The organism is Kitasatospora sp. NPDC001175, from assembly GCF_053598215.1.
In genome coordinates, this window is sequence record NZ_JBSFJU010000058.1 from 1 (window position 1) to 22,170 (window position 22,170).

General features: G+C 73.1%; 24 protein-coding genes. 14 read left to right on the plus strand and 10 right to left on the minus strand.

Features of this window, described 5'->3' with window-relative positions; all coding sequences use genetic code 11:
* Positions 1–479 (plus strand): hypothetical protein (locus ACWDAK_RS30845; RefSeq protein ID WP_449806513.1); only part of this gene is annotated, 479 nt, incomplete at its 5' end.
* A gap of 65 nt (positions 480–544) precedes the next feature.
* Here ACWDAK_RS30845 and ACWDAK_RS30850 read toward each other — a convergent pair.
* Positions 545–1,273, minus strand: a complete 729-nt coding sequence (locus ACWDAK_RS30850) for a ferritin-like fold-containing protein (protein ID WP_344638358.1) — start codon at positions 1,271–1,273, stop codon at positions 545–547.
* A gap of 754 nt (positions 1,274–2,027) precedes the next feature.
* On the opposite strand from ACWDAK_RS30850, the gene ACWDAK_RS30855 reads away from it, so the two are divergent.
* The 5 genes from ACWDAK_RS30855 (at position 2,028) to ACWDAK_RS30875 (ending at position 7,124) form a co-directional block, all read left to right on the plus strand.
* Complete coding sequence (locus ACWDAK_RS30855) at positions 2,028–3,671, plus strand: DEAD/DEAH box helicase (protein WP_427394684.1); 1,644 nt, start codon at positions 2,028–2,030, stop codon at positions 3,669–3,671.
* Positions 3,672–3,837: 166 nt separating this feature from the next.
* Positions 3,838–4,707 (plus strand): alpha/beta fold hydrolase, encoded by an 870-nt coding sequence (locus ACWDAK_RS30860; RefSeq protein ID WP_427394685.1) that lies wholly within the window; start codon positions 3,838–3,840, stop codon positions 4,705–4,707.
* Between the two features lie 314 nt (positions 4,708–5,021).
* On the plus strand, positions 5,022–5,168 hold the full coding sequence (locus ACWDAK_RS30865; protein ID WP_344638361.1) for a hypothetical protein: 147 nt from the start codon (positions 5,022–5,024) through the stop codon (positions 5,166–5,168).
* Positions 5,169–5,483: 315 nt separating this feature from the next.
* On the plus strand, positions 5,484–6,122 hold the full coding sequence (locus ACWDAK_RS30870; protein ID WP_344638362.1) for a DUF6758 family protein: 639 nt from the start codon (positions 5,484–5,486) through the stop codon (positions 6,120–6,122).
* 153 nt (positions 6,123–6,275) lie between these two features.
* Positions 6,276–7,124 carry a PHP domain-containing protein gene (locus ACWDAK_RS30875; RefSeq protein ID WP_344638404.1) on the plus strand — a complete coding sequence of 283 codons (849 nt, stop codon included), beginning with the start codon at positions 6,276–6,278 and terminating at the stop codon, positions 7,122–7,124.
* Between the two features lie 82 nt (positions 7,125–7,206).
* On the opposite strand, the gene ACWDAK_RS30880 is transcribed toward ACWDAK_RS30875, so the two are convergent.
* On the minus strand, positions 7,207–7,857 hold the full coding sequence (locus ACWDAK_RS30880; RefSeq protein ID WP_344638363.1) for a suppressor of fused domain protein: 651 nt from the start codon (positions 7,855–7,857) through the stop codon (positions 7,207–7,209).
* Positions 7,858–8,265: 408 nt separating this feature from the next.
* On the opposite strand from ACWDAK_RS30880, the gene corA reads away from it, so the two are divergent.
* Entirely contained in the window at positions 8,266–9,381 is a 1,116-nt protein-coding gene (gene corA, locus ACWDAK_RS30885) for a magnesium/cobalt transporter CorA (RefSeq protein ID WP_427394686.1), read from the plus strand.
* A gap of 34 nt (positions 9,382–9,415) precedes the next feature.
* On the opposite strand, the gene ACWDAK_RS30890 is transcribed toward corA, so the two are convergent.
* Positions 9,416–10,351 (minus strand): DMT family transporter, encoded by a 936-nt coding sequence (locus ACWDAK_RS30890; protein WP_425557733.1) that lies wholly within the window; start codon positions 10,349–10,351, stop codon positions 9,416–9,418.
* Between the two features lie 125 nt (positions 10,352–10,476).
* Between ACWDAK_RS30890 and ACWDAK_RS30895 the strand changes: the two genes are divergently transcribed.
* The 4 genes from ACWDAK_RS30895 (at position 10,477) to ACWDAK_RS30910 (ending at position 14,446) form a co-directional block, all read left to right on the plus strand.
* Positions 10,477–11,013 carry a pyridoxamine 5'-phosphate oxidase family protein gene (locus ACWDAK_RS30895; protein WP_427394687.1) on the plus strand — a complete coding sequence of 179 codons (537 nt, stop codon included), beginning with the start codon at positions 10,477–10,479 and terminating at the stop codon, positions 11,011–11,013.
* 274 nt (positions 11,014–11,287) lie between these two features.
* Complete coding sequence (locus tag ACWDAK_RS30900) at positions 11,288–12,586, plus strand: magnesium transporter MgtE N-terminal domain-containing protein (RefSeq protein WP_344638366.1); 1,299 nt, start codon at positions 11,288–11,290, stop codon at positions 12,584–12,586.
* The gene (locus tag ACWDAK_RS30905) at positions 12,576–13,229 is read left to right on the plus strand and encodes a DUF1003 domain-containing protein (protein ID WP_344638367.1); all 654 of its coding nucleotides are present in this window, start codon (positions 12,576–12,578) and stop codon (positions 13,227–13,229) included. The genes ACWDAK_RS30900 and ACWDAK_RS30905 overlap by 11 nt, the downstream gene beginning before the upstream one ends.
* 56 nt (positions 13,230–13,285) lie before the next feature.
* Positions 13,286–14,446, plus strand: a complete 1,161-nt coding sequence (locus ACWDAK_RS30910; RefSeq protein ID WP_344638368.1) for an Mrp/NBP35 family ATP-binding protein — start codon at positions 13,286–13,288, stop codon at positions 14,444–14,446.
* 65 nt (positions 14,447–14,511) lie between these two features.
* Here the strand turns inward: ACWDAK_RS30910 and ACWDAK_RS30915 are convergent, their stop codons facing one another.
* From ACWDAK_RS30915 to sigE, 4 genes are all read right to left on the minus strand, one after another.
* Positions 14,512–15,189 carry a hypothetical protein gene (locus ACWDAK_RS30915; protein ID WP_344638369.1) on the minus strand — a complete coding sequence of 226 codons (678 nt, stop codon included), beginning with the start codon at positions 15,187–15,189 and terminating at the stop codon, positions 14,512–14,514.
* Positions 15,190–15,384: 195 nt separating this feature from the next.
* Entirely contained in the window at positions 15,385–15,813 is a 429-nt protein-coding gene (locus ACWDAK_RS30920; RefSeq protein WP_344638370.1) for a sec-independent translocase, read from the minus strand.
* A 186-nt stretch (positions 15,814–15,999) separates the two neighbouring features.
* Positions 16,000–16,974, minus strand: coding sequence for a zf-HC2 domain-containing protein (locus ACWDAK_RS30925; RefSeq protein ID WP_344638371.1), 975 nt, complete (start codon positions 16,972–16,974; stop codon positions 16,000–16,002).
* The gene (gene sigE, locus ACWDAK_RS30930; protein ID WP_425557735.1) at positions 16,971–17,633 is read right to left on the minus strand and encodes an RNA polymerase sigma factor SigE; all 663 of its coding nucleotides are present in this window, start codon (positions 17,631–17,633) and stop codon (positions 16,971–16,973) included. The genes ACWDAK_RS30925 and sigE overlap by 4 nt, the downstream gene beginning before the upstream one ends.
* A 354-nt stretch (positions 17,634–17,987) precedes the next feature.
* On the opposite strand from sigE, the gene ACWDAK_RS30935 reads away from it, so the two are divergent.
* On the plus strand, positions 17,988–18,620 hold the full coding sequence (locus tag ACWDAK_RS30935) for an O-methyltransferase (protein ID WP_344638407.1): 633 nt from the start codon (positions 17,988–17,990) through the stop codon (positions 18,618–18,620).
* A gap of 110 nt (positions 18,621–18,730) precedes the next feature.
* On the opposite strand, the gene ACWDAK_RS30940 is transcribed toward ACWDAK_RS30935, so the two are convergent.
* A complete protein-coding gene (locus ACWDAK_RS30940; protein WP_014137929.1) occupies positions 18,731–18,898 on the minus strand; it encodes a DUF3117 domain-containing protein in 168 nt (55 codons plus the stop codon).
* 345 nt (positions 18,899–19,243) lie between these two features.
* Between ACWDAK_RS30940 and ACWDAK_RS30945 the strand changes: the two genes are divergently transcribed.
* A complete protein-coding gene (locus tag ACWDAK_RS30945) occupies positions 19,244–20,044 on the plus strand; it encodes an enoyl-CoA hydratase-related protein (protein ID WP_344638372.1) in 801 nt (266 codons plus the stop codon).
* 12 nt (positions 20,045–20,056) lie between these two features.
* Here the strand turns inward: ACWDAK_RS30945 and ACWDAK_RS30950 are convergent, their stop codons facing one another.
* Positions 20,057–20,635, minus strand: coding sequence for a DNA-3-methyladenine glycosylase I (locus ACWDAK_RS30950; protein ID WP_344638373.1), 579 nt, complete (start codon positions 20,633–20,635; stop codon positions 20,057–20,059).
* Positions 20,632–21,156 (minus strand): DivIVA domain-containing protein, encoded by a 525-nt coding sequence (locus ACWDAK_RS30955; protein ID WP_427394688.1) that lies wholly within the window; start codon positions 21,154–21,156, stop codon positions 20,632–20,634. Before ACWDAK_RS30955 ends, ACWDAK_RS30950 begins: the two co-directional genes overlap by 4 nt.
* A 159-nt stretch (positions 21,157–21,315) precedes the next feature.
* On the opposite strand from ACWDAK_RS30955, the gene folP reads away from it, so the two are divergent.
* On the plus strand, positions 21,316–22,128 hold the full coding sequence (gene folP, locus ACWDAK_RS30960; protein WP_427394692.1) for a dihydropteroate synthase: 813 nt from the start codon (positions 21,316–21,318) through the stop codon (positions 22,126–22,128).
* Positions 22,129–22,170: the final 42 nt, after the last annotated feature.

The window sequence follows — 22,170 nt, forward strand, 5'->3', positions numbered from 1 at the left end:
ACCTGGCAGGGCTGAACCGCTTCGACCACTTCGTGGTCCGCTCCGAGCACGACGTGCGGACCCTGGCCGCTCCTCCTCGTGAGGGGCGGGGCAACGCCGTTTTCATCCGGTGCGCGTACCGTCGGCGGCGACCGGGTATGGCCGAACCGGAACCCCGTGCGCACCTTGTGCCGCGCGCCCTGATCGGCCCCGGGAGGCAGCCCGTGCTCGTCGAGTCGTTCGCCTTCGTGCTCATCGGACTGGCCGTCGGGGCCGGGGCGCTGACCCTGCTGCCCGAGTACTTCCCGGCGGCACGGAGCCTGACGGTCGGCACCGGAGTGGTGGCGGCCCTGCTGTCCGGGCTGATCTCCCGGTTCACGCTCGACGCCGGGCTGCCCGCCCTCTCACTGGCGATCTCGGCGATCGGCTCCGCCCTGCTGGTCTCGGTGCTGGCGCGCCCCGAGCCCGCCGCCGAACACGGCCGCCACCGCCACGCCTGAGCGGGCCGCGCGGCCCCGCCTCCGTGAAGACCGCTCCGTACCGCCCGGGGCCGCGCCGCCCCGGTTCAGGAGGCGAGCCCCAGGGCGGCCATCCGCCTGGTGTGGGCCTCGGTGATCCGGGTGAACATCTTGCCGACCTCGACCAGGTCGAAGCCCTGCACCTGCGCGCCGCCGACCAGCAGGTTGGAGAGCGCGTCCCGCTCGGCGACCACCCGCTGCGCCTGGCTGAGCGCCTCGCCCATCAGTCGCCGGCCCCAGAGCGCCAGCCGCCCGCCGACCCGGCCGTCCGCTTCGATCGCCTGCCGCACCCGGTCCACGGCGAACTGCGCGTACCCGGTGTCCGCCATCACCCGCAGCACCAGCTCGCGGGTGTCGTCGTCCAGCCGGACCGCCACCTCGCGGTAGAAGTCGCTGGCGATCGAGTCGCCGACGTACGCCTTGACCAGGCCCTCCAGCCAGTCCGAGGGGGCCGTCATCCGGTGGAAGGACTCCAGCGGCTCGACGAAGGGGCTCATCACCTCGGTCGGGTCCGCACCGATCTCCACCAGGCGGTCGTGCAGCAGCTGGTAGTGCTGGAACTCGGCGGAGGCCATCCTGGCCAGCGCGGCCTTGTCGGCGAGGCCGGGGGCGAACTTGGCGTCCTCGGCGAGCCGCTCGAAGGCGCTCAGCTCGCCGTACGCGAGCGCGCCGAGCAGGTCGAGCACGGCCGCCCGGTAGCCCGGGTCCGCCGCGCAGGCCGTCCAGTCCCCGATCGAACCGATCGGGCGCTCGGCCCCGGGTTCCTGAGTCTCCATCAGTCCTCGCTTCTCGATGCCCCGTTGTACAGTCGGGACTCTGCCACAGCGCGGCGGCCCGGGCCCGGCCGCCGAGAGCCCGCGTCGGTCGGGCGATCCGGCGGCACCCGGCCCACCAGGGGCAGAGTCACGGCTCGCCACCCTAGACCGGCCGGCCGCCGCCGCCCGACACCGCAGACCAGCGCGGCTGCCGCGTTAGCCGCGTCACGTGTTCGAGTGGTCGCCGGACTGTATGGTTGGTGGCGAGGCTTGGTGTATTCGCGCGGTCCGCCACCCACGGCAGGCCGCGCAGACGTACTCCGTGCGGCACCGAGCACTCACGTACGCGGATGCCCGGTCGGAGAGCCGATCGGCTCCGACCTTGGCTTGGACTTCAAGCCTTGGCACCGCATCAGTGGCCGAGCGAGGGCCGTTGCGGACCGCGCCGTACGGCGAAGGTCCCGCGCCCGGCTCCTCACGGGAACCCTCCCCCACGCCGCCGGATGACGCGCCCGCCACCGGGCCGCGCGAGCCGGCAGGCCGCAGGGGCAGGCGCGGTTGTGCGTCCCGCGGCTGCGGCAGGGCCTGACAGGCCCGCGAGCAGCCGTGCGGCTGCCCGCCCCGCCTCTCGCTCTCGGCCCCACCACATGGAAGAGGCAGCACCCTGTCCACCACCGTTGAACACAAGACCACCTTCCGGGAGCTGGGGATCCTCCCGGAGACCGCCGAGGCCCTGGAGTCCGTCGGCATCGTCCACCCCTTCCCCATCCAGGAGATGACCCTGCCGGTCGCGCTGACCGGGCACGACGTCATCGGCCAGGCCAAGACCGGCACCGGCAAGACCCTCGGCTTCGGCCTCCCGCTGATCGAGCGGGTCGTGGTCCACGCCGACGTCGACGCCGGCCGCGCCACCGAGGAGCAGCTCTCCGACAGCCCGCAGGCACTGATCGTGGTGCCGACCCGCGAGCTGTGCACCCAGGTCACCAACGACCTCCAGACGGCCGGCAAGGTCCGCAACGTCCGCGTGCTCGCGGTGTACGGCGGCCGGGCGTACGAGCCCCAGGTGGAGGCGCTCAAGAAGGGCGTCGACATCGTGGTCGGCACCCCGGGCCGGCTGCTCGACCTGGCGGGCCAGCGCAAGCTGGACCTGTCGAAGGTCCGCGCGCTGGTCCTCGACGAGGCCGACGAGATGCTCGACCTGGGCTTCCTTCCGGACGTCGAGAAGATCATCACCATGCTGCCGGCCAAGCGGCAGACCCTGCTCTTCTCGGCCACCATGCCGGGCCAGGTGATCAACCTCGCCCGCCGGTACATGAGCCAGCCCACCCACATCCGGGCCGCCGCGCCGGACGACACCGGCACCACCGTGGCCAACATCGAGCAGCACGTCTTCCGTGCCCACTCGCTCGACAAGGTCGAGATGGTCTCGCGCATCCTGCAGGCCGAGGGCCGCGGTCTGTGCATGATCTTCTGCCGCACCAAGCGGACCGCCGCCGACGTCTCCGAGCAGCTGACCAGGCGCGGCTTCGCAGCCGGCGCGGTCCACGGCGACCTCGGCCAGGGCGCCCGCGAGCAGGCCCTGCGGGCCTTCCGCAACGGCAAGGTCGACGTCCTGGTCTGCACTGACGTCGCCGCCCGCGGCATCGACGTCGAAGGCGTCACCCACGTCATCAACTACCAGTGCCCCGAGGACGAGAAGACCTACCTGCACCGGATCGGCCGCACCGGCCGCGCCGGGGCCTCCGGCACCGCCGTCACGCTGGTCGACTGGGACGACATCCCGCGCTGGCAGCTGATCAACAAGGCGCTGGACCTGCCGTTCAACGAGCCGGAGGAGACCTACTCCACCTCGGCCCACCTGTACGAGTTGCTGAAGATCACCCCGGGGACCAGTGGTGTCCTGCCGCGCTCCGAGCGGACCCGGGCGGGCCTGAACGCGGAGGAGGTCGAGGACCTCGGCGAGACCGGCGGACGCGGTTCGCGCTCCGGCCGCTCGCGGGGCGGGCGCACGGCTGCGGCCGCCGAGGAGGCCCCGGCCGAGCGCCCGGCGCGTACGCCCAGGCAGCGTCGCCGGACCCGTGGCGGCGTGAGCGCCGAGGTGGCGCCGAACGCCGCCGGGGCCGCGGCTCCGGCCGAGACCGAGGCTGCGGCTCCGGCCGACGCTCCGGCCGCGGTCCTCTCGGACACCGCCGCCGGCGAGGGCACGGCCGAGGCTCCGCGCCGGCGCCGTCGGCGCACGCGCAGCGCGGCGAGCGGTGAGGCCGGAGCTGAGGCCGCGGCGGCCGTGGAGGCCGTGGAGGCCGGCGCCGCGACGGACGAGGCCGGCGAGGCGGAGGCCGGGCAGGCCCCGCGCCGCGCCCGTACGCGCACCCGCACCCGCCGCTCCGCCGTGACCCCCGAGGCCGCCCCGGAGAGCTGAACCACCCCGGACGGGCGGGCCTGGTCCTCGCGACCCGGCCCGCCCGTCGGCTTTCTCCCCGGCGCGCCGGATGGTTCCCCGGACGCCTTGCGGATTCCCGCCCGCTCCGGAAGTCTCCGTGAGTGGCTAAGCTCGGGGTAGTTGTGGCTACCGAGGAGTAGGGCCGATGAGCACGCCGCCGTTCCTGACGCTTCCCGGCTGCGTCCGGGCGCTTCGACTGGAGACCGCCCGAGGCGCCTTCGCCGCGCTCGAGGCGCTGCCCCGGACGGGGGCGGTACGCGGGACGGCGCTACTGGTGCCCGGGTTCACCGGCAGCAAGGAGGACTTCATCGCGCTGCTGGAGCCGCTGGCCACGGCCGGCTACCGGGTGCTCGCGGTGGACCAGCGCGGCCAGTACGAGACCGGCGGCCCGGTCGATCCGGCCGCGTACCGGATCGACGAGCTGGCCGGCGACGTCCTCGCGCTCTCGGCGGAACTCGCCGGCGACGGGCCGCTGCACCTGCTCGGGCACTCCTTCGGCGGCCAGGTGGCCCGCCAGGCCGTGCTCGCGGCGGCGGACGGGCGGCGGGAGCTGCCGTGGCGTTCGCTGACGCTGCTCGCCACCGGTCCCGGCGCGATCGCGCCGGACGAGGCGGCCAGGACCAGGCTGCTGATCGACGCCCTGGGGACGATGGACCTGGAGTCGATCTGGCAGGTCATGCGCCGGATGGATCAGGACGAGGGCGTCCCCGCTCCCCGCCCGGAGATCTCGGACTTCCTGCACCGCCGCTGGCTGGCGAACGTCCCGCAGGCGCTGGTCTCGATGGGCGGCCACCTGGTCGCCGCCCCGGACCTGGTCGCGGAGCTGGCCGCCACCGGACTGCCCCGACTGGTGGTCTCGGGAGAGCAGGACTACGCCTGGCCGGTCGAGGAGCAGTCCCGGATGGCGGAGCGGCTGGCCGCCCGTCAGGTGGTGATCGCCGGCGCCGGGCACTCCCCCAACGCCGAGCAGCCGGCCGCGACGGCCGCCGCGCTGGCCGAGTTCTGGGCCGACTGATCCCTCGCCGCCGGGAAGCTGACGCCTGATCGGACGCCGCACCTCCGGCCGGCACCGTCCACCCGTGCCCACCTGGTCTGGACAACGCACGCGACAAATTTCGTTAGGTCGGGTAATATTTGATTCTGTCCGGGAACAGTCGCGTCCTGCCGCCCCGTTGACCTCGATGGCGCCAGTTCGCCCGAAACCAGGACTTCACGACCGGGCAATCACCCGGAAGCAGTGCCACGACACCGTGGTCCACACGCCGGAAACGGCACCCGTACGACAACCGAGCCGAATCGCCCCGAGCGGGCGGGGGAAGGGAGAGGCCCATGCGTTTTGAGATCCTCCGACTGGACGACACCCAGGGCACCGTCACCGACCGTCTGATCGCCGACGCGGACACCGTCCGCGAGTTCGTGGAGGCAGCCGCCCGCACCGGCGAACGCCTGTACATCCGACCGTGCAAGGCGGCCTGACCCACGCCGGACCGATCGAGGCCCCCGCCGAGGCCGCGTCCGACGTTCCGATACCGAACTGACGCCCGGTCACACTCCGGCCGCTTGAGCCCGAGTCGTCGACGGGGCGTCAGTGCGTTCGAGGCGCGGTCGATCCACCCGCTTCCGCTCCGATCCCAATGCCCGCTCCCGGCAGGACGTTTGCCGCCGCCCGTCACCGGACATCCACTCCCGGGGCAGCCGCCGACGCCGGCCACCCCTGGGGAGCAACGCGACGCACTCCGTACGGGTGATCGTCCTTGACGCGGCGCTCCGGAGGGAGGAGCGTTGTCCGCTATGAGGGGCGAGCCAAGCTGCCCGAGGTGCGGTGGTCGGGTCCGCGCGCCCGGCCTCTTCTCCGATACCTGGCAGTGCGACCAGCACGGTGCCGTGCATCCGATGCAGCCGGTGCTGCCCCCGAGCGTGGAGGCGCTGAGCGTGGCGGTGGCCCGCTCGCAGGTACCCGTCTGGCTGCCCTGGCCGCTGCCGGTCGGCTGGCTGTTCACCGGCATCGCCCATGCCGGGGACGACGTCTCGGGGGCCCGGGCCACCGCGGTGGCCTGCTCGGGGCCGGCGCCACTGGGCGGATTCGGCGAACTGGTGCTGATCGCGGAGGAGCTGGGGGTCGGCCTGGGTGCCCGGTACGCGGGCCTGCCGGGGCCGGATCCGGGCGACACGGTGTCGCTCTACAAACCCGCCGACGCCAAACTGCTCGCCGCCGGCCGGCCGACCCCGATGTTCCACGTCCCGGACGCCCCCGCCGACCGGGCGGTCTTCGTCGGCGAGGCGCGCGGGCTCTGGCTCTGGGCGATCGCCTGGCCCGAGCAGTCGGCGCTGATGATGTACGACGAACTGGTGCTCACCGATCTGCGGGACGCGGGCGCCGAGCTCGAACTGCTGCCGTGCGGGGCGCTCTCGCCCCGGCTGCTCGGCTGACATCCATAGGAACGTCCCGGGCAGGCGGGCGTTGCGGCAGGCGGGCGGGCCGGGAGCCGGCGGCCGCCAGGAGCCGAAGGCCCGTCGGGCGTCAACCGGCGCTGACTATCCTGGAGCGCACCCGTCCGCCCTGTTCCTGGAGTGTCGAAGACCGTGCGCATCGACCTGCACGCCCACAGCAACGCCTCCGACGGCACCGACTCCCCCGCCGAGTTGATCACCGCGGCGGTGGCGGCCGGGCTGGACGTGGTCGCGCTGACCGACCATGACACGGTGTCCGGGCACGCGGAGGCCGCCGAGGCCGTCCGGGGCACCGGGCTGACCCTGGTGCCGGGCGCCGAGCTGTCCTGCCAGGTGGACGGGATCAGCATGCATCTGCTGGCGTATCTGTTCGACCCCGCCGAGCCGGAGTTCGCCGCCGAGCGCGAGGTGGTCCGCACCGACCGGTTCAGGCGCGGGCGGGCGATCGTGGAGCGCTGCCGGGAACTGGGCGCGCCGATCACCTGGGAGCAGGTGCAGCGGATCGCGGGCGCGGGTTCGGTGGGACGTCCGCACATCGCCAGCGCGCTGGTCGAGGCGGGCATAGTGCCGACCGTGTCGGACGCCTTCACCCCGGACTGGCTGGCCAACGGCGGCCGGGCGGACGTCCGCAAGCACGAGACCGACCCGGTGACGGCGGTCCGGCTGGTCAGGGCGGCGGGCGGGGTGCCGGTGTTCGCGCACCCCGGGGCGGTCAAGCGCGGACGTACCGTGTCCGAGCAGGTGATCGCCGATCTGGCCGCGGCCGGACTGGCCGCGCTGGAGGTGGACCACCTGGACCACGACGAGCACACCCGCGAGCGCCTGCGGGGCCTGGCCGCCGAGCTGGGCCTGCTGACCACCGGCTCCAGCGACTACCACGGCAGCCGCAAGGACGTGCGCCTCGGCGAGTACACCACCGCCCCCGAGGTGTACGAGGCGCTGGTGGCCCAGGCGACGGGGGCCCGGCCGATCACCGGCTGAAGCCCCGCGCGGGCGCGCGGGCCACCCGGCCGGCTCCCCGGTCCTCCACGCCCCGGGAGAGCGGCCCCCGCCTGACGGCGGATCAGTCGAGCGGCACACCGCGGCGGTGCGGATCACGGAGGTCGGTGCCGTGGCGCAGCCAGCGCTCCTGGAGGGCGTCGGCGCCCTGGACCCGCTTGAAGGCGGCCTCGTTGGGGGTCATCGGCAGCAGCGGCAGGAAGCGCACCGGGTCGGCGGGGTCGGGGAGTTCCAGGTCCGGGACCAGGCCGCCGGGTTCGGCGGCGAGGACGGAGGTGAAGGGGGCGCCCTCCCAGAGCGGGGAGCCGAGGTCGAGCGAGCCACCCGGGGCCAGGACCAGGCCCTCGACCTGCGGGGTGGCGGCGAAGGTGGCCAGCGTGCGGAGTACGTCGTCGCGCCCCCCGCGGACGGTGAGCACCAACTCGACCCTGGGTCCGCGGACCGGATCGGCGACCACGGCGGTCGGGTCGGACATCGGTGCGGCGGACATGCCGAGAGTGGCGTACCTCACCAGTCCGTCCGCGTCGGGGCCGAAGCGCAGCACCTCGATCCGGTCCGTGCCGAGGAAGGTGACGGCCGCCCGGCCGCTGGATTCCCCGAAAGTCGCCAGCAGACGGGCCTCGACGGCCGCCAGCACCGCCTCGCGGGTCAGCTCGTCGGAGTCGTTCCCCGTGGGGTCGGTGGGGTCGCCGAATAGAGGGAAGTCGTGCGCCATGGCCAGACCTTAACGCCCGGCCGTGGAGCGGCGCTCGAACCCCCCGTCCCCGTCCACACGCCAGCTGTTAGTGTGGGCAGCTGGCCACCGGGGATCCTCTTCCCGGGGCGGCGGCATGAAGGAGGTGGTTGCGGTGGATACCAGCCGACCATGCAGTACCGGCAGCTCTGCCCGGCCGCCGCGCAGCCCTCACCGCACCCGCCGTTGATCGTTTCCCGATCCGGCAACTGAGGCGGCGTCACCCTCGGTCCGGCGAGCATCCTCCCCGGAGCCACGCGGTCCTCATCGCGCCCCAGCAAGGCGGCTGGACCGGCCGTGGGCCCGGAATCACCTGGTGTTTCTTCCACCGTCGCGCCCTCCGCCCGCCACCGGCCCGCCGTGCGACGGTTCCCGTCCGAGGAGCCTGCCATGTCGATGATCAACAGCCTGCGCGCCGCCGTCCGTCCACACCGCCGCCGGACCGAGGCCGACGGGTTCGGCGCCCTCGACGGGCGCGCCGTCTCGGCCGTGGTGGACTGCGCGGTCTACCGGGACGGCAAGCGGTACGGCGAGACCTGCAGCCCGCGCGAGGCCGCGCAACGGGTGCGGCAGGGCAAGGAGACGGGTGCAGGATCGTTCAGCTGGATCGGGCTGCACGAGCCGACCGCGACCGAGTTCGAGGGCATCGCGCAGCGCTTCGGCCTGCACCCGCTGGCCGTCGAGGACGCGGTGCACGCGCACCAGCGCCCCAAGGTCGAGCGTTACGACGACGTGCTGTTCGCGGTGTTCAAGACCATCCGCTACGTGGAGCACGACCAGCTGACCCCGACCAGCGAGGTGGTCGAGACCGGCGAGCTGATGGTCTTCGTCGGCCCGGACTTCGTGATCACCGTCCGGCACGGCGGCCACAACTCGCTGCACGAGCTGCGGCACCGGCTGGAGACCGACCCGGACGGCTCCGGACTGCTCGGCCGCGGTCCGTCGGCCGTGCTGCACGCGATCGCCGACCAGGTGGTGGACAACTACCTGCTGGTCGCGGACCGGCTGCAGAACGACGTGGACGAGATCGAGTACGACGTCTTCGCCAACAAGGGTGGGCGCGGCGCCGACGTCGGCCGGCTGTACCAGCTCAAGCGCGAGGTACTGGAGTTCAAGCGCGCGGTGGCGCCGCTGCTGCGGCCGATGCAGCAGCTCTCCGAGCCGGTGCAGCGGCTGGTAGACCCGAACATCCAGAAGTACTTCCGGGACGTCGCCGACCACCTGGCCCGGGTCATCGAGCAGGTGCACGCCTTCGACGAGCTGCTCAACTCGCTGCTCCAGGCCAACCTGGCGCAGGTCTCGGTGGCGCAGAACGAGGACATGCGCAAGATCACCGCTTGGGCGGCGATCTTCGCCGTGCCCACCATGATCACCGGTGTGTACGGCATGAACTTCGAGAACATGCCCGAGCTGAAGAGCCAGTACGGGTATCCGGTGGTGCTCGGCGGGATCGTGCTGATCTGCATCGGGATGTACCGGGGCTTCAGGCGCAACGGCTGGCTGTAGCGGCGGCTCCGATGCTCCCCGGCCGCCTTCGGCGTCAGCCGGTGCGGCCGCCGCGGGCGACCAGGACCAGGCCGAGCAGGATCAGGGCGACGGCCGGGTAGGCGGCGGCCGGCGGCCACTGGCCCAGCCAGAGGGCCGCGATCAGGGCCGCGCCCGGGGTCTCCAGCAGGACGGCCGTGGAGGTGACCGACGGACCCAGGGTGCGCACCACCCGGTTGCTCAGCGAGTGCCCGAGCAGCTGCGCGGTCACCATCAGCAGCGCGATCTGCCACCACACCCCGGCCTGCCAACCGGCGAGCCGGGCGCCGGCCATCAGGCAGACGCCGAGCAGGACGGCGGAGGTGGTGGCGTAGCAGACCAGGGTGTACGCAGTGGTGCTGACCGTCCGCCGGACCTCGGCGCCCAACAGCACGTAGCCCGCGGCGGCCAGCCCCGCGCCGAGTGCCAGCGCATCGCCGAGCAGGGCCCGGGGGGAGAGCGACAGGTCCACGCCGGTCAGCACCAGCACCCCGGCGAAGGCCACCGTCGCACCGAGCCGGACCAGCCGCGGCGCCCGGTGGCCGGCCAGCCGCATCAGCAGGATCGTCCACAGCGGCGTGGTGGTGACCAGCGCGGTCGACGAGGCCACCGAGGTCATCCTCAGGCTGGGCATCCAGAGCGCGAAGTGCGCCGCGAGCAGCGCGCCCGCCGCCATCGCCAGCAGCAGTGGCCGCCGGCCGATGCCGCGCAGCTCGGCGCGGTGCCGCAGCAGCGCGTACGGGCCGAGCACTCCGACCGACATGACGTTGCGCCAGAGCGCGATCGCCAGTGCGGGGGCGGCGGTGGCGCTGATCAGCGGGGCGGAGAGCGAGATCCCACCGATGGAGATCGCGAGCAGCACCAGGTCCGGCTTGGGCAGCGGAGGGAGAGCGGCACCGGCCGGCCTCCGGGCGGCGGTGGACACCTCGGTGTCGGGCCTGGCGGCGGGCACGGCTCTCCTCCGGAGGGCGTCAGCGGACGGATCGGATCCAAACCTAAGCCCTGTGCCCGGTACCGGTGACCGCCGTTCCGACCGGTGGGACACCGTGCGGACACCCAGGCCGTACGCTGTGCGGCATGGAGCCTACGACGACCGCCGACGCCTTCTTCGACCGCGCGCTGTTGGAGGAGGCCGCGAAGAAGTCCGGCCTGCTCTGGGTGCGTGCCGAGGGGCAGCCGCACAGCCGGGCGCTCTGGCACGCGTGGCACGACGGCGCGGTGGTGGTGGTCGGCGACGGCGCCGAGCAGCCGCTGCACGGACTCGCCGCGGGTTCGACCGCAGCGGTGACGGTGCGCAGCAAGGACAAGTGGGGACGGCTGGTCGGCTGGACGGCCCGGGTCAGCGAGCTGGCGCCGGGGAGCGAGGGCTGGACGGGCGCGGTCGAGGAACTCAAGGGCAAGCGGCTGAACGCGCCCGACACCGAGGCCATCGGGGAGCGGTGGGCCCGCGAGTGCCGGGTGCTCCGGCTGGAGCCGTCCGGGCCGCTCGCCGAGCAGCCGGGGTCGATGCCGGACGGTTCGCACGCCGCGGCCCCGATGCCCTCGCCGGTGATCACCCGTCAGCCGATCCCGGCGGGACTGCCCAAGCTCCTGTTCAGGAGCCGGAAGCGCTGAGCCCGCCGGGGCCGCGCGGTACCGCGCGAGGACCCGTACCCGGCCGCCGGCGCGGCCGTCCGATCGGCCATGCGGCGCCCCCGGACGGTGCAGGAGTGGCTTGGATCCGCACGTGGGTGCATGGTTGGTCGCGCGGTTCCCCGCGCACCTCGAGCGCCCCCCGGCGGGCCTCCCCACGGCCTGCGGAAGCCCCCCGTCGGTCGGCGGGTTTCCGTTCGGATGGCACCGGTACCCTTGCGGCGAGCAGAGCGCAGCGGCCAGAGAGAGGGACTCCATGGCAGGACCAGGCAGCCGGGTGTTCATCTCGCACCTGTCCGGGATCGCGGTCTTCGACCCGAACGGCGACCAGGTCGGCCGGGTGCGGGATGTGGTGGTCTCGCTGCGGATAGGCGGGCGGCCGCCGAGGGTGCTCGGCCTGGTGGTCGAGGTGATCGGCCGGCGCCGGATCTTCCTCCCGATGACCAGGGTGACCAGCCTGGAGTCCGGGCAGGTGCTGACCACCGGTGTGATCAACATGCGGCGGTTCGAGCAGCGGCCGTCCGAGACCCTGGTCCTGGCCGAGTTGCTGGACCGCACGGTGACCTGGGCCAAGACCGGCGAGCAGGTCACCGTGCTGGACGTCGCGATGGTGCAGACCCGGGTGCGCGAGTGGGAGATCAGCAAGGTCTTCGTGCAGACCGGTAAGGTCACCCGACTGCGCAAGGCCAGGGGCGAGACGCTCACCCTGGACTGGTCGGCGGTGACCGGCTTCTCGCTGACCGAGGAGGGCCAGGGCGCGGCCAACCTGCTGGCCACCTTCGAGCAGCTGCGCCCGGCCGACCTGGCCAACGTGATGCACCACCTGTCGGCCAAGCGCCGTGCCGAGGTGGCCGCGGCGCTGGACGACGACCGGCTGGCCGACGTCCTGGAGGAGCTGCCCGAGGACGACCAGATCGAGATCATCGGCAAGCTCAAGGAGGAGCGCGCGGCCGACGTCCTGGAGGCGATGGACCCTGACGACGCCGCCGACCTGCTCTCCGACCTCCCCGAGGACGCGGCCGAGCGGCTGCTGGGGCTGATGGAGCCCGAGGAGGCGGCCTCGGTCCGCCGCCTGCTCTCCTACGAGGAGGACACCGCCGGCGGTCTGATGACCACCGAGCCGATCGTCCTGGAGCCGGACGCCACGGTGGCCGAGGCGCTGGCCCGGGTCCGGATCTCCGACCACAAGCCCGCCCTCGCCGCCCAGGTGTACGTCTGCCGCCCGCCGAACGAGACACCGACCGGCACGTACCTGGGGACGGTGCACTTCCAGCGGCTGCTGCGCGAGCCGCCCTACGTCCTGGTCGGCTCGATCGTGGACGACGACCTCGACCCGCTGCCGCCGGACACCCCGCTGCCGCTGGTCACCAGCTACCTCGCCGCGTACAACCTGGTCGCCGCTCCGGTGGTGGACGAGGACGACCACCTGCTGGGCGCGGTCACCGTCGACGACGTACTGGACCACCTGCTGCCGGACGACTGGCGCGAGGCGGCACTGCACGGCGGCGAGGCCCTGGAGAACGAGCACGAGAGGGAGGCCGCCGGTGGACGCTGACCGCAGGGGCAGACGGGACGAGGGTCGCAACCAGCGCCTCCAGGGCGACTTGCGCGAACTGCGCCAGCTGCGCGAACTGCGGGCCAGGGAGGGCGGCCGGCACTCGTCCAGGCCGGAGGGCACCGGCAGCAGCGCCGCCGCCCGCAGCCGGCTCGACCAGCCGCGCACCGGGCGCCCCGGCCTGGTCACCCTGCCCAGCTACGACCCGGAGGCCTTCGGCCGGCTCTCCGAGCGGATCGCCCGCTTCCTGGGCACCGGGCGGTTCATCGTCTGGATGACGGTGGTGATCGTCATCTGGGTCGCCTGGAACACCCTGCTGCCGCCGAACGTCCGCTTCGACCAGTACCCGTTCATCTTCCTGACCCTGGTGCTCTCGCTCCAGGCCTCCTACGCGGCGCCGCTGATCCTGCTCGCGCAGAACCGGCAGGACGACCGCGACCGGGTCAACATGGAGCAGGACCGGGCCCGCAGCGACCGGAACATCGCCGACACCGAGTACCTGACGCGCGAGGTCGCGGCCCTGCGCCACGGGCTCGGCGAGGTCGCCACCCGGGACTTCATCCGCTCCGAGCTCCAGTCGCTGCTCAAGGAGCTGGACGGCCAGCGCTTCGACGGCCAGCGGGAGTCCTCCGAGCTGCTGTGACCGGCAGCACGCTACTGGGGCGTCAACTACTTCGACGTTCGCCGTACCATCAAGGCATGGCCAACGAGACTGAGGTTGCCCCCGGCGTCACGGAGGAGTCCGTGCGCAAGGCCCTGGCGACCGTTCACGACCCGGAGATCAACCGCCCGATCACCGAGATCGGCATGGTGAAATCGGTCGAGATCGCCGAGGGCGGCGCGGTCCGCGTCGCGGTGTACCTGACCGTCTCCGGCTGCCCGATGCGCGAGACCATCATCGGCCGGGTGACCGACGCGGTCGCCAAGGTGCCCGGCGTGACCGGCGTCGAGGTCGAGCTCGACGTGATGAGCGACCAGCAGCGCAAGGAGCTCTCCCAGCTGCTGCGCGGCGGCGCGCCCGAGCGGGAGATCCCGTTCGCCAAGCCGGGCACGCTGACCCGGGTGTACGCGGTCGCCTCCGGCAAGGGCGGCGTCGGCAAGTCCTCGGTCACCGTCAACCTGGCCGCCGCGATGGCCGCCGACGGGCTGAAGGTCGCCGTGGTGGACGCCGACATCTACGGCCACAGCGTGCCCCGGATGCTGGGTGTCGAGGGACGCCCGACCCAGGTCCAGGACATGATCATGCCGCCCCAGGCGAACGGCGTGAAGGTCATCTCGATCGGCATGTTCACCCCGGGCAACGCCCCGGTGGTCTGGCGCGGCCCGATGCTGCACCGCGCGCTCCAGCAGTTCCTGGCCGACGTGTGGTGGGGCGACCTGGACGTCCTGCTGCTCGACCTGCCGCCCGGCACCGGCGACATCGCCATCTCGGTGGCCCAGCTGATCCCGAACGCGGAGATCCTGATCGTCACCACCCCGCAGATGGCCGCCGCCGAGGTGGCCGAGCGGGCCGGCACCATCGCGGTGCAGACCCACCAGAAGATCGTCGGCGTGATCGAGAACATGTCGGGCATGCCCTGCCCGCACTGCGACGAGATGATCGACGTCTTCGGCACCGGCGGCGGCCAGACCGTCGCCGATGCCCTCACCCGCACCGTCGGCGCGACCGTCCCGGTGCTCGGATCGATCCCGATCGACGTCCGGCTGCGCGAGGGCGGCGACGACGGCCGCCCGGTCGTCCTCGCCGCGCCCGACTCCCCCGCCGGCGCGGCCCTGCGCGCCGTCGCGGGCAAGCTCGGCGGCCGCAAGCGCGGCCTCTCCGGACTCTCGCTCGGGCTCACGCCGAAGAACAAGTTCTAGGACCGACCGGCAACAGGGGCGCGGGGCTGCTCAGGCCGTCCCTCGTCCCTGACGGGCCGTCCCCCTCAGAGCCGGGTGTAGGCCGTCAGGTCGGGGACGGTGGCGAAGCCGACGCCGTAGGCGCTCACGCCGCGGCCGTAGGCACCGAGGAGGACGCCCGGCGCCTCGCCGGCCAGGACCCAGCCGTACTCGGACTCGCGGTAGCGGAACGGCTGGGAAAGGCCGTTCACCGGGAGGGTGAGCGAGCTCCAGCCCGGCCCGTCCAGGTCGTCGGCCAGGTCCCAGGCGAGGGCGGACTGCTGGTCCAACCAGTCCTGGCGCAGGGCCCGGTCGAGCTGGCCCGGCCAGCTGTGGGCGAGCAGGCCGGAGCCGGCCAGCCAAGCGGCGGAGGAGGCCGAGGTGGCCTCCAGCATGCCGGTGTTGTCGGCACTGCGGCGGACGTCCCGGCGGGCCACGGTGACCACCACGGCGAAACGGCGCAGGTCCCGGGCCTCGTACGTCCTGGCCGGCTCCTCGCCGTGGCCGAGCGTGCCGTAGTCGATGGCACCGCGCTGGGCGGCCCGCACCCCCCCGCCGCCGGCCTGCATCAGCCAGCGGCGGCCGCTCCAGCCGTCGTCCAGCCCGTACCAGGGGAAGTCCGCCGCCAGGTACGGTTCCAGCGGATCGGCCGGGACCACCGGGCCCGCCTGGGCACCGACCACGGCCTCGGCCGTCCCTACCGCAGCATGACTCGTCGTGTCCATCCCCGGGCCTCCTCGAATGCGCCGTTCTGTGCCGTAGCGCGCTCCATGGTGGCGTACGGCGGTGCCCCCGTCCGGCGAATCGGCACCGGACCGACCGTGAGCCACGGCACAGCGGAGGCAACCGACACCATAACCGGGGAAACGGCGAAGCCCCGCCCAGCTGTGCACTGCCGGGCGGGGCGAACTGGCGCGACGTCAGGTCGCGTCGAGGTCGAACGGAGGGCGCTCGCCGTCCCTCAGCGGGGCACCGGCGGCAGCGGCCGGCACGGCGCTCTTGGTCAGGTCTGCCTTGGTACCGGTCATCGCCGGCGCGGGCTCGTCGTTCAGCACGGACTTGACGTCCAGGCCGTCCCGGATCTCCTTGAGGCCCAGCGGGTCCTCGTTCCCGCCGAGCAGCTGCTTGCGGACGAATGCCTTGGGGTGCAGGTCCTCGAACTCGAAATCCTTGAACTCGGGGCCCAGCTCGCTGCGGATGTCCTCCTTGGCACTGTCCGCGAAGCTCCGCACCTTGCGGATGAAGCCGCTGAGGTCCTGGATCAGCTTGGGGAGCTTGTCCGGCCCGAAGATCACCAGGCCCATGACGATCAGCGTCAGGACCTCAGGTAGGCCTATGTCTTGGAACACGTAAGCTCCCAGCTCCTGGTGGTCGAACCCGATGAGCCCTGCGGACAACGGTCTATACAGCGTAATGGCCACCGACCAGGTCCGTGCCCCACCGCGGGATGAACGGGATGAAGCGGTGGCAAAGACCGGCCGATGGCCTAGCCGCGGCGGACCCTCCCGGCAGCGGTGCCGCCGGGGCCCGGATGGCTAACGGAACTCGTGCTGGTGAGGTGACGGGACGAGTTGCGGCTGGACGCTGTACGGGGCCTGCGGGACGGACCCGGCGCCGTACGGGGCCCCGGCCGGGAGGACCGGGAAGTCCACCGGCTGCTGGACCGTCATCGGGACCAGCTGGCCGCCGGTGCCCCGGGCCGGGATCACGCTGTTGCCGCCGTGCTGCTGGTTGGCACCGACCTCGCCGACCCCACCGAGGGTGACCGCCGCCACCGAGAACGCCCCGGCCGCGGCGGCGAAAACGAATCTGCGCCCGCGGATCAGACGGAACGGCGCGGCGGGAGGCTGCGGGTGGTGGTGGCCGACCGGGCGGACCGCGACCGGCTCCACCAGGGCGGCCAGCGGCGCGGGCACCGGCAGCGCCCCGGCGGGCGAGCGGCGCAGGAAGCCCGAGCGGCCGGCCCGCGGATCCACTCCGGGCAGCGGCGACTCGGCACCCAGTGCCCCGCTGCCGAACGAGGCCCCGGCCCCACGCCCGAACGAACCGCCGGTCAGCCGGCTGCCGCCTATCGTCCCCGCCCCGACGTCGTCCGCGCCGGCGCCGGGACCGGCGCCGGGCTCGTCGTCCGGCAGTGCGGCGACCGCCAGCAGACGGGACATCAGCATCATGGAGGGTGCCGGGGTGCCGGAGCGGGTCAGCAGCTGCTTGACCGTGCGGCCCTCGTCCGCCTCGGCCAGGCAGTCGGCGCAGGTCGCCAGATGGGCCTGGACGCGCTCGCGGGCGTCATGGCCGAGCTCGCCGTCCAGGAAGGCGGTCAGCCGGTCGCCCAGGTGGTGCTCCTCGGCCGCCGGCTCGGCGGTACGGACCGCGACGGGCCGCAGCTCATGGCCCTCCGGCTCGCTGCCGCGGCCGCGCTGGGCCCAGCCGGCCCCGCGTCGCAGCCGGCTCGCGGGCTCCCCTGCCGCACCCGTGGCACGGCCGGATCCCGAACGGTCGGCGCCACTCACAAGCGCCCCCGTTCACTCCCGCCCAGGGAGCCGGACTCGACACCGACCGCCACCGGCTCGGCCGTGCCGCCACGGCGGACGCGCCCGGGGGCGGAACCGGGGGCGCGGTGCTTCAGCGCCGTCCGCAGGTGCGAGCGGCCCCGGTGGATGCGGCTGCGCACGGTGCCCAGCTTCACCCCGAGGGTGGCCGCGATCTCCTCGTACGAGAGGCCCTCGATGTCGCAGAGGACCACGGCGGCCCGGAACTCGGGCGCCAGGGTGTCCAGGGCGTGCTGGACGTCAGCGTCGAAGTGGGTGTCACTGAAGTGCTGGGCCGGGCTCGGCTCACGGCTCGCCAGGCGCTCGGCCGCGTCCTCGGCCAGCGCGTCGAAGCGGATCCGCTGGCGGCGGCGCACCATGTCCAGGAACAGGTTGGTGGTGATCCGGTGCAGCCAGCCCTCGAAGGTGCCGGGGCTGTAGGTGGAGAGCGAGCGGAAGACGCGGACGAAGACCTCCTGGGTCAGGTCCTCGGCGTCGTGCTGATTGCCCGTCAGCCGGTAGGCCAGCCGGTAGACCCGGGCGCTGTGCGCCTCGACGATCTCCTCCCAGCTGGGCGGCGTCCAGGTCTGCGCGTCGGGGCCCTCGGCGAAGGTCGCGAGCTCGGCGGGGGCCTCGGCCATCGCGGTGTCGGCTGCGGTCGACTTGTCCAGGGGGGAGTACGCAGACTGGTTCATCACGGGCTTCGGCGTACGGGCCGACGCGGTGCCGCGGGGGTGCCGCCGCACAGGGACGTCGCCCTCGGCCACACCTCCTCGGTCGGCTCTTCTGCCCAGCAGGGCCACCACCATATCCACCTCACCCGTCAGATCGGGATAAAAGTGCTCGGCCGGGCAAGTACCCGGACCGACCGCCCGTTCTCCTGGATCAACGCCCGGTCCCCGAACGCGGTTCCCGGTCGGCCAGTAATCTGTGGCAGGAAATATCGACATCCGGCCGCCACCAGGCCGACAGCCGGCGCTCCGAAAGAGGCAGCCATCAGCGAGTTCGGGCCCGCTCACGCGGCTCTCGCCGATACCTACATCGGCGAGGACGCGGTGCTCACCTACGCCCGGGCCCAGGCAGCCAGGACGGGTATCCGCGCGATCGGGCCCAGCGGCGGCGCCTGCCTGCGGCTGCTCGCCGCCGCGCTGGACGCCAAGGCGGTCGCCGAGATCGGCACCGGCACCGGCGTCTCCGGCCTCTACCTGCTGCGCGGCATGCGCAGCGACGGCGTGCTCACCACGGTGGACGCCGAACCGGTCCGCCAGCAGCTCGCCCGCGAGGCGTACCACGCGGCCGGGTTCGCCCCCAACCGCTCGCGCTTCATACCCGGACGGGCGCTCGAGGTGCTGCCGCGGCTCGCCGACCGCCAGTACGACCTGGTGTTCTGCGACGGCGACCCGGCCGAGTCGCAGGAGTACCTGGCGGAGTCGCTACGGTTGCTCAGACCCGGCGGGATGGTCTGCTTCGAGGGCGTGTTCCAGGAGGGCCGGCTGGCCGATCCCGACGACGGCGACCCGCAGACCGACGCGGTGCGCGAGCTGGTCCGCGACATCCGGGAGAGCGACCGGCTGCTGCCCGCCCTGCTGCCGGTGAGCGACGGCCTGCTGTGCGCCGTCAAACGCTGACCGGCGTCCGGCTCAACTCCCCCCGCACAAAGCGGAACCCGGGTCCGGCGTGTACCGGGACCCGGGTTCCGTGCGCGTCATCTCCGAGGATGAGGGGAGCACCCGCTGCGTCAGCCGCAGGCCTTCTTCAGGGCCTCACCCAGGGCATCGGCCTCATCGGGCGTGAGCTCCACCACGAGGCGTCCGCCGCCTTCGAGCGGAACTCGCATGATGATGCCTCGCCCCTCTTTGGTGACCTCGAGCGGGCCGTCACCCGTCCGCGGCTTCATGGCCGCCATGCTCGTTCCCCTTCCTGCAACCGCTCAGCTACGCACCGGCAGTCCGTCCACCGCCGGTATCGAACGCATTGATCGGAAGCCATTATCCCGCATGCGGCGACCCGATGACCAACATCACTCCCTCCGCAAGCCCGGCCGCCCCCGCCCGACCCGCCCCTCCTTCGCCAGAAGCCCCATCAGGGTGCTACTCCACCAGGACTCCCTGGCGTTCCTCCGGCACCCCTCCGATGCCGGTCCGATGTCCGGAACGACGCGAAAAGGTGCCGTACCTCACACTCCCCGGCGGGCCGCCGACTCGGGCATGCTGACACCGTCCCACCATCTGAGACCCGGGGAGACCTGTCGATGTCCGACTCCGTGCTGTACGAGCTCGACGGCGGTCTCGCCGTCATCACCATCAACCGCCCGGACGCGATGAACGCACTGGACGTGGCCACCAAGGTGGCGCTGCGGGACACCGTCACCGAGGCCGCCGAGAACAGTGCGGTACGGGCGGTGCTGCTCACCGGCGCCGGCGACCGCGCGTTCTGCGTCGGCCAGGACCTCAAGGAGCACGTCGGGCTGCTCAAGCGGCAGGAGGAGACCGGCGAGGGCGCCCTGCGCACCGTCGCCGAGCACTACAACCCGCTGCTGCGGGCGCTGGCCGGCATGCGCAAGCCGACCGTCGCGGCGGTCGGCGGAGTGGCGGCGGGCGCGGGCGCCTCGCTGGCGTTCGCCTGCGACTTCCGCATCGTCGCCGACACCGCCGGCTTCAACACCTCCTTCGCCGGGGTCGCGCTGACCGCCGACTCGGGCGCCTCCTGGACCCTGCCCCGGCTGGTCGGGCATGCCCGGGCCACCGAGCTGCTGATGCTGCCGCGGACGGTGAAGGCCGAGGAGGCACTCCGGCTCGGGCTGGCCACCCAGGTCGTTCCGTCCGCCGAACTCGCCGACACCGCACGGGAGTTCGCCAGGCGCCTGGCCCAGGGTCCGACGGTCGCGTACGGCGCGATCAAGGAGTCGCTGGCGTACGGGGCTTCGCACTCGCTGGACGAACTGCTCGACAAGGAGGACGAATTGCAGACCCTGGCCGGGGTCAGCGAGGACCACCGGATCGCGGTGAACGCCTTCCTCGCCAAGGAGAAGCCGGTCTTCCTGGGCCGGTAGGACCGCCGCGGCTCAGCGGACTCCCCTTGCGTGGCAGTCGACGAGGTGGTCGTCGACCAGCCCGCAGGCCTGCATCAGGGCGTAGGCCGTGGTCGGGCCGACGAAGCGGAAGCCGTTCTTCTTGAGCTCCTTGGCCAGCGCGGTGGACTCGGGCGTAACGGCCGGCACCTCCTCCATCGTGCGGGGGGCCGGCCGGTCCGGGTCGCCGGCGTGACGCCAGATCAGCTCGTCCAGGCCGCCGGGGCCCAGGGCCGCTGCGGCACGGGCGTTGGTCAGCGTCGCCTCGATCTTGGCCCGGTTGCGGATGATGCCCTCGTCCTGCAGCAGCCGTTCGACGTCGGCGGGCCCGAACTCGGCCACCTCGGCGATCCGGAAGCGGGCGAAGGCCGCCCGGAAGCCCTCCCGGCGGCGCAGGATGGTGATCCAGGACAGCCCGGACTGGAACGCCTCCAGGGAGATCCGCTCGAACAGGGCGTCATCGCCGTGCACCGGCCGGCCCCACTCGGTGTCGTGGTACTCGAGGTAGTCGTCGGTGGACAGGCCCCAGGCGCAGCGCAGCAAGCCGTCCGGGCCGGGTACGGCGCCGGTCACTGCTCGCCCCTTCCGTCAGCGGCGGCATCGCCGGCGGTGTCGGCGTCCGCCGCCTCGGTGCTCTTCCCGTCAGCGCTCCTCGCCCCGGTGTCCGCCGTGCCGACGCTCTCCGCTCCCCCACCCGGCGCATCGACCCCGGTCCGCTCGGGGCCGGCTGGCTCCCCGGTCGACTCGTTGAATGTCTCCAGGCCGGGCAGCGGCTGCTCGCCCTCCGCGGCCGCCGCCCGAGCCGGGGCCGGCACCGCCGCGGCGGCCTCCAGTTCGGCGATCCGCGAGTCGCGGTGGGCGAGCTCGGCGCCGAGGCGGTCGAGCACGTCGTCCACCTCATCCATCCGGTAGCCACGCAGGGCCATCGGGAGCCGGATCTCGTCCACGTCGTGGCGGCTGAGCGGACGGTCCTGCGGCAGCCGCGCGGTGATCCGGTCGGGCACCGCCTCCTGCAGGCCGCCGCCTCCGCCGAGCGCCACCAGGGCAGCGCCGCCGACCACCACGGCCATCGCCGCCACGATCACCCAGAACACGAGCTGTCCTCCACACTCCGAGCCGGCCCCGGTAACAGGTGGGATCATGGTCCCTGAGGTAGGCCGGGGCCCATCATCGCACCCGGGCGAGCTGTGGAGGAGATTCCGGTGGTACTGCGCCTCGGGCCACGTGAGTTCGGCGACGACGAGCTGGTGATCATGGCGATCGTCAACCGCACCCCGGACTCCTTCTTCGACCGCGGCGCGACGTTCGCCGACGAGGCCGCCTTCGCCGCCGCCGACCGGGCGATGGCCGAGGGCGCGGCGATCCTGGACATCGGCGGGGTCAAGGCGGGCCCGGGCGAAGAGGTGACGGTGGAGGAGGAGCTGCGCCGGACCGTCCCGTTCGTGGCCCAGCTGCGCAAGCGCCACCCCGAGGCCGTGATCAGCGTGGACACCTGGCGGCACGAGGTCGGCGAGGCGGTCTGCGGGGTCGGCGCCGACCTGCTCAACGACGCCTGGGGCGGAGCCGACCCGAAGCTGGCGGAGGTCGCCGCCCGGTACGACGTGGGTCTGGTCTGCACCCATGCCGGCGGCGCCGAGCCGCGCACCCGGCCGCACCGGATCGGGTACGAGGACGTGATGGCGGACGTCCTGCGGGTCACCGTCGGGCTGGCCGAGCGGGCCCTGGAGCTGGGCGTGCGCAGGGACGGGCTGATCATCGACCCGGGCCACGACTTCGGCAAGAACACCCGGCACTCGCTGGAGGCCACCCGCCGACTGCCGGAGATGACCGCGACCGGCTTCCCGGTACTGGTCTCGCTCTCCAACAAGGACTTCGTCGGCGAGACCCTGGACCGACCGGTCGACGACCGACTGCTGGGCACCCTCGCGACCACCGCCGTCTCCGCCTGGCTGGGTGCCCGGATCTACCGGGTGCACCAGGTCGCGGAGACCCGCCAGGTCCTCGACATGGTCGCCTCGATCCGCGGCACCCGGCCCCCGGCGGTCGCCCGCCGCGGCCTGGCTTAGGCCGGCCGGCAACAGCGAGCGCGGGGAAGTGCGCGAGCGACC

Coding starts and splice junctions, on each gene's coding strand:
- ACWDAK_RS30850 (WP_344638358.1), bottom strand. CDS start 1,273: ATGGAGACTCAGGAACCCGGGGCCGAGCGCCCGATCGGTTCGATCGGG.
- ACWDAK_RS30855 (WP_427394684.1), top strand. CDS start 2,028: ATGACCCTGCCGGTCGCGCTGACCGGGCACGACGTCATCGGCCAGGCC.
- ACWDAK_RS30860 (WP_427394685.1), top strand. CDS start 3,838: ATGAGCACGCCGCCGTTCCTGACGCTTCCCGGCTGCGTCCGGGCGCTT.
- ACWDAK_RS30865 (WP_344638361.1), top strand. CDS start 5,022: ATGCGTTTTGAGATCCTCCGACTGGACGACACCCAGGGCACCGTCACC.
- ACWDAK_RS30870 (WP_344638362.1), top strand. CDS start 5,484: ATGAGGGGCGAGCCAAGCTGCCCGAGGTGCGGTGGTCGGGTCCGCGCG.
- ACWDAK_RS30880 (WP_344638363.1), bottom strand. CDS start 7,857: ATGGCGCACGACTTCCCTCTATTCGGCGACCCCACCGACCCCACGGGG.
- corA (WP_427394686.1), top strand. CDS start 8,266: ATGTCGATGATCAACAGCCTGCGCGCCGCCGTCCGTCCACACCGCCGC.
- ACWDAK_RS30895 (WP_427394687.1), top strand. CDS start 10,477: ATGGAGCCTACGACGACCGCCGACGCCTTCTTCGACCGCGCGCTGTTG.
- ACWDAK_RS30900 (WP_344638366.1), top strand. CDS start 11,288: ATGGCAGGACCAGGCAGCCGGGTGTTCATCTCGCACCTGTCCGGGATC.
- ACWDAK_RS30910 (WP_344638368.1), top strand. CDS start 13,286: ATGGCCAACGAGACTGAGGTTGCCCCCGGCGTCACGGAGGAGTCCGTG.
- ACWDAK_RS30915 (WP_344638369.1), bottom strand. CDS start 15,189: ATGGACACGACGAGTCATGCTGCGGTAGGGACGGCCGAGGCCGTGGTC.
- sigE (WP_425557735.1), bottom strand. CDS start 17,633: ATGGCCGAGGCCCCCGCCGAGCTCGCGACCTTCGCCGAGGGCCCCGAC.
- ACWDAK_RS30940 (WP_014137929.1), bottom strand. CDS start 18,898: ATGGCGGCCATGAAGCCGCGGACGGGTGACGGCCCGCTCGAGGTCACC.
- ACWDAK_RS30945 (WP_344638372.1), top strand. CDS start 19,244: ATGTCCGACTCCGTGCTGTACGAGCTCGACGGCGGTCTCGCCGTCATC.
- folP (WP_427394692.1), top strand. CDS start 21,316: ATGGCGATCGTCAACCGCACCCCGGACTCCTTCTTCGACCGCGGCGCG.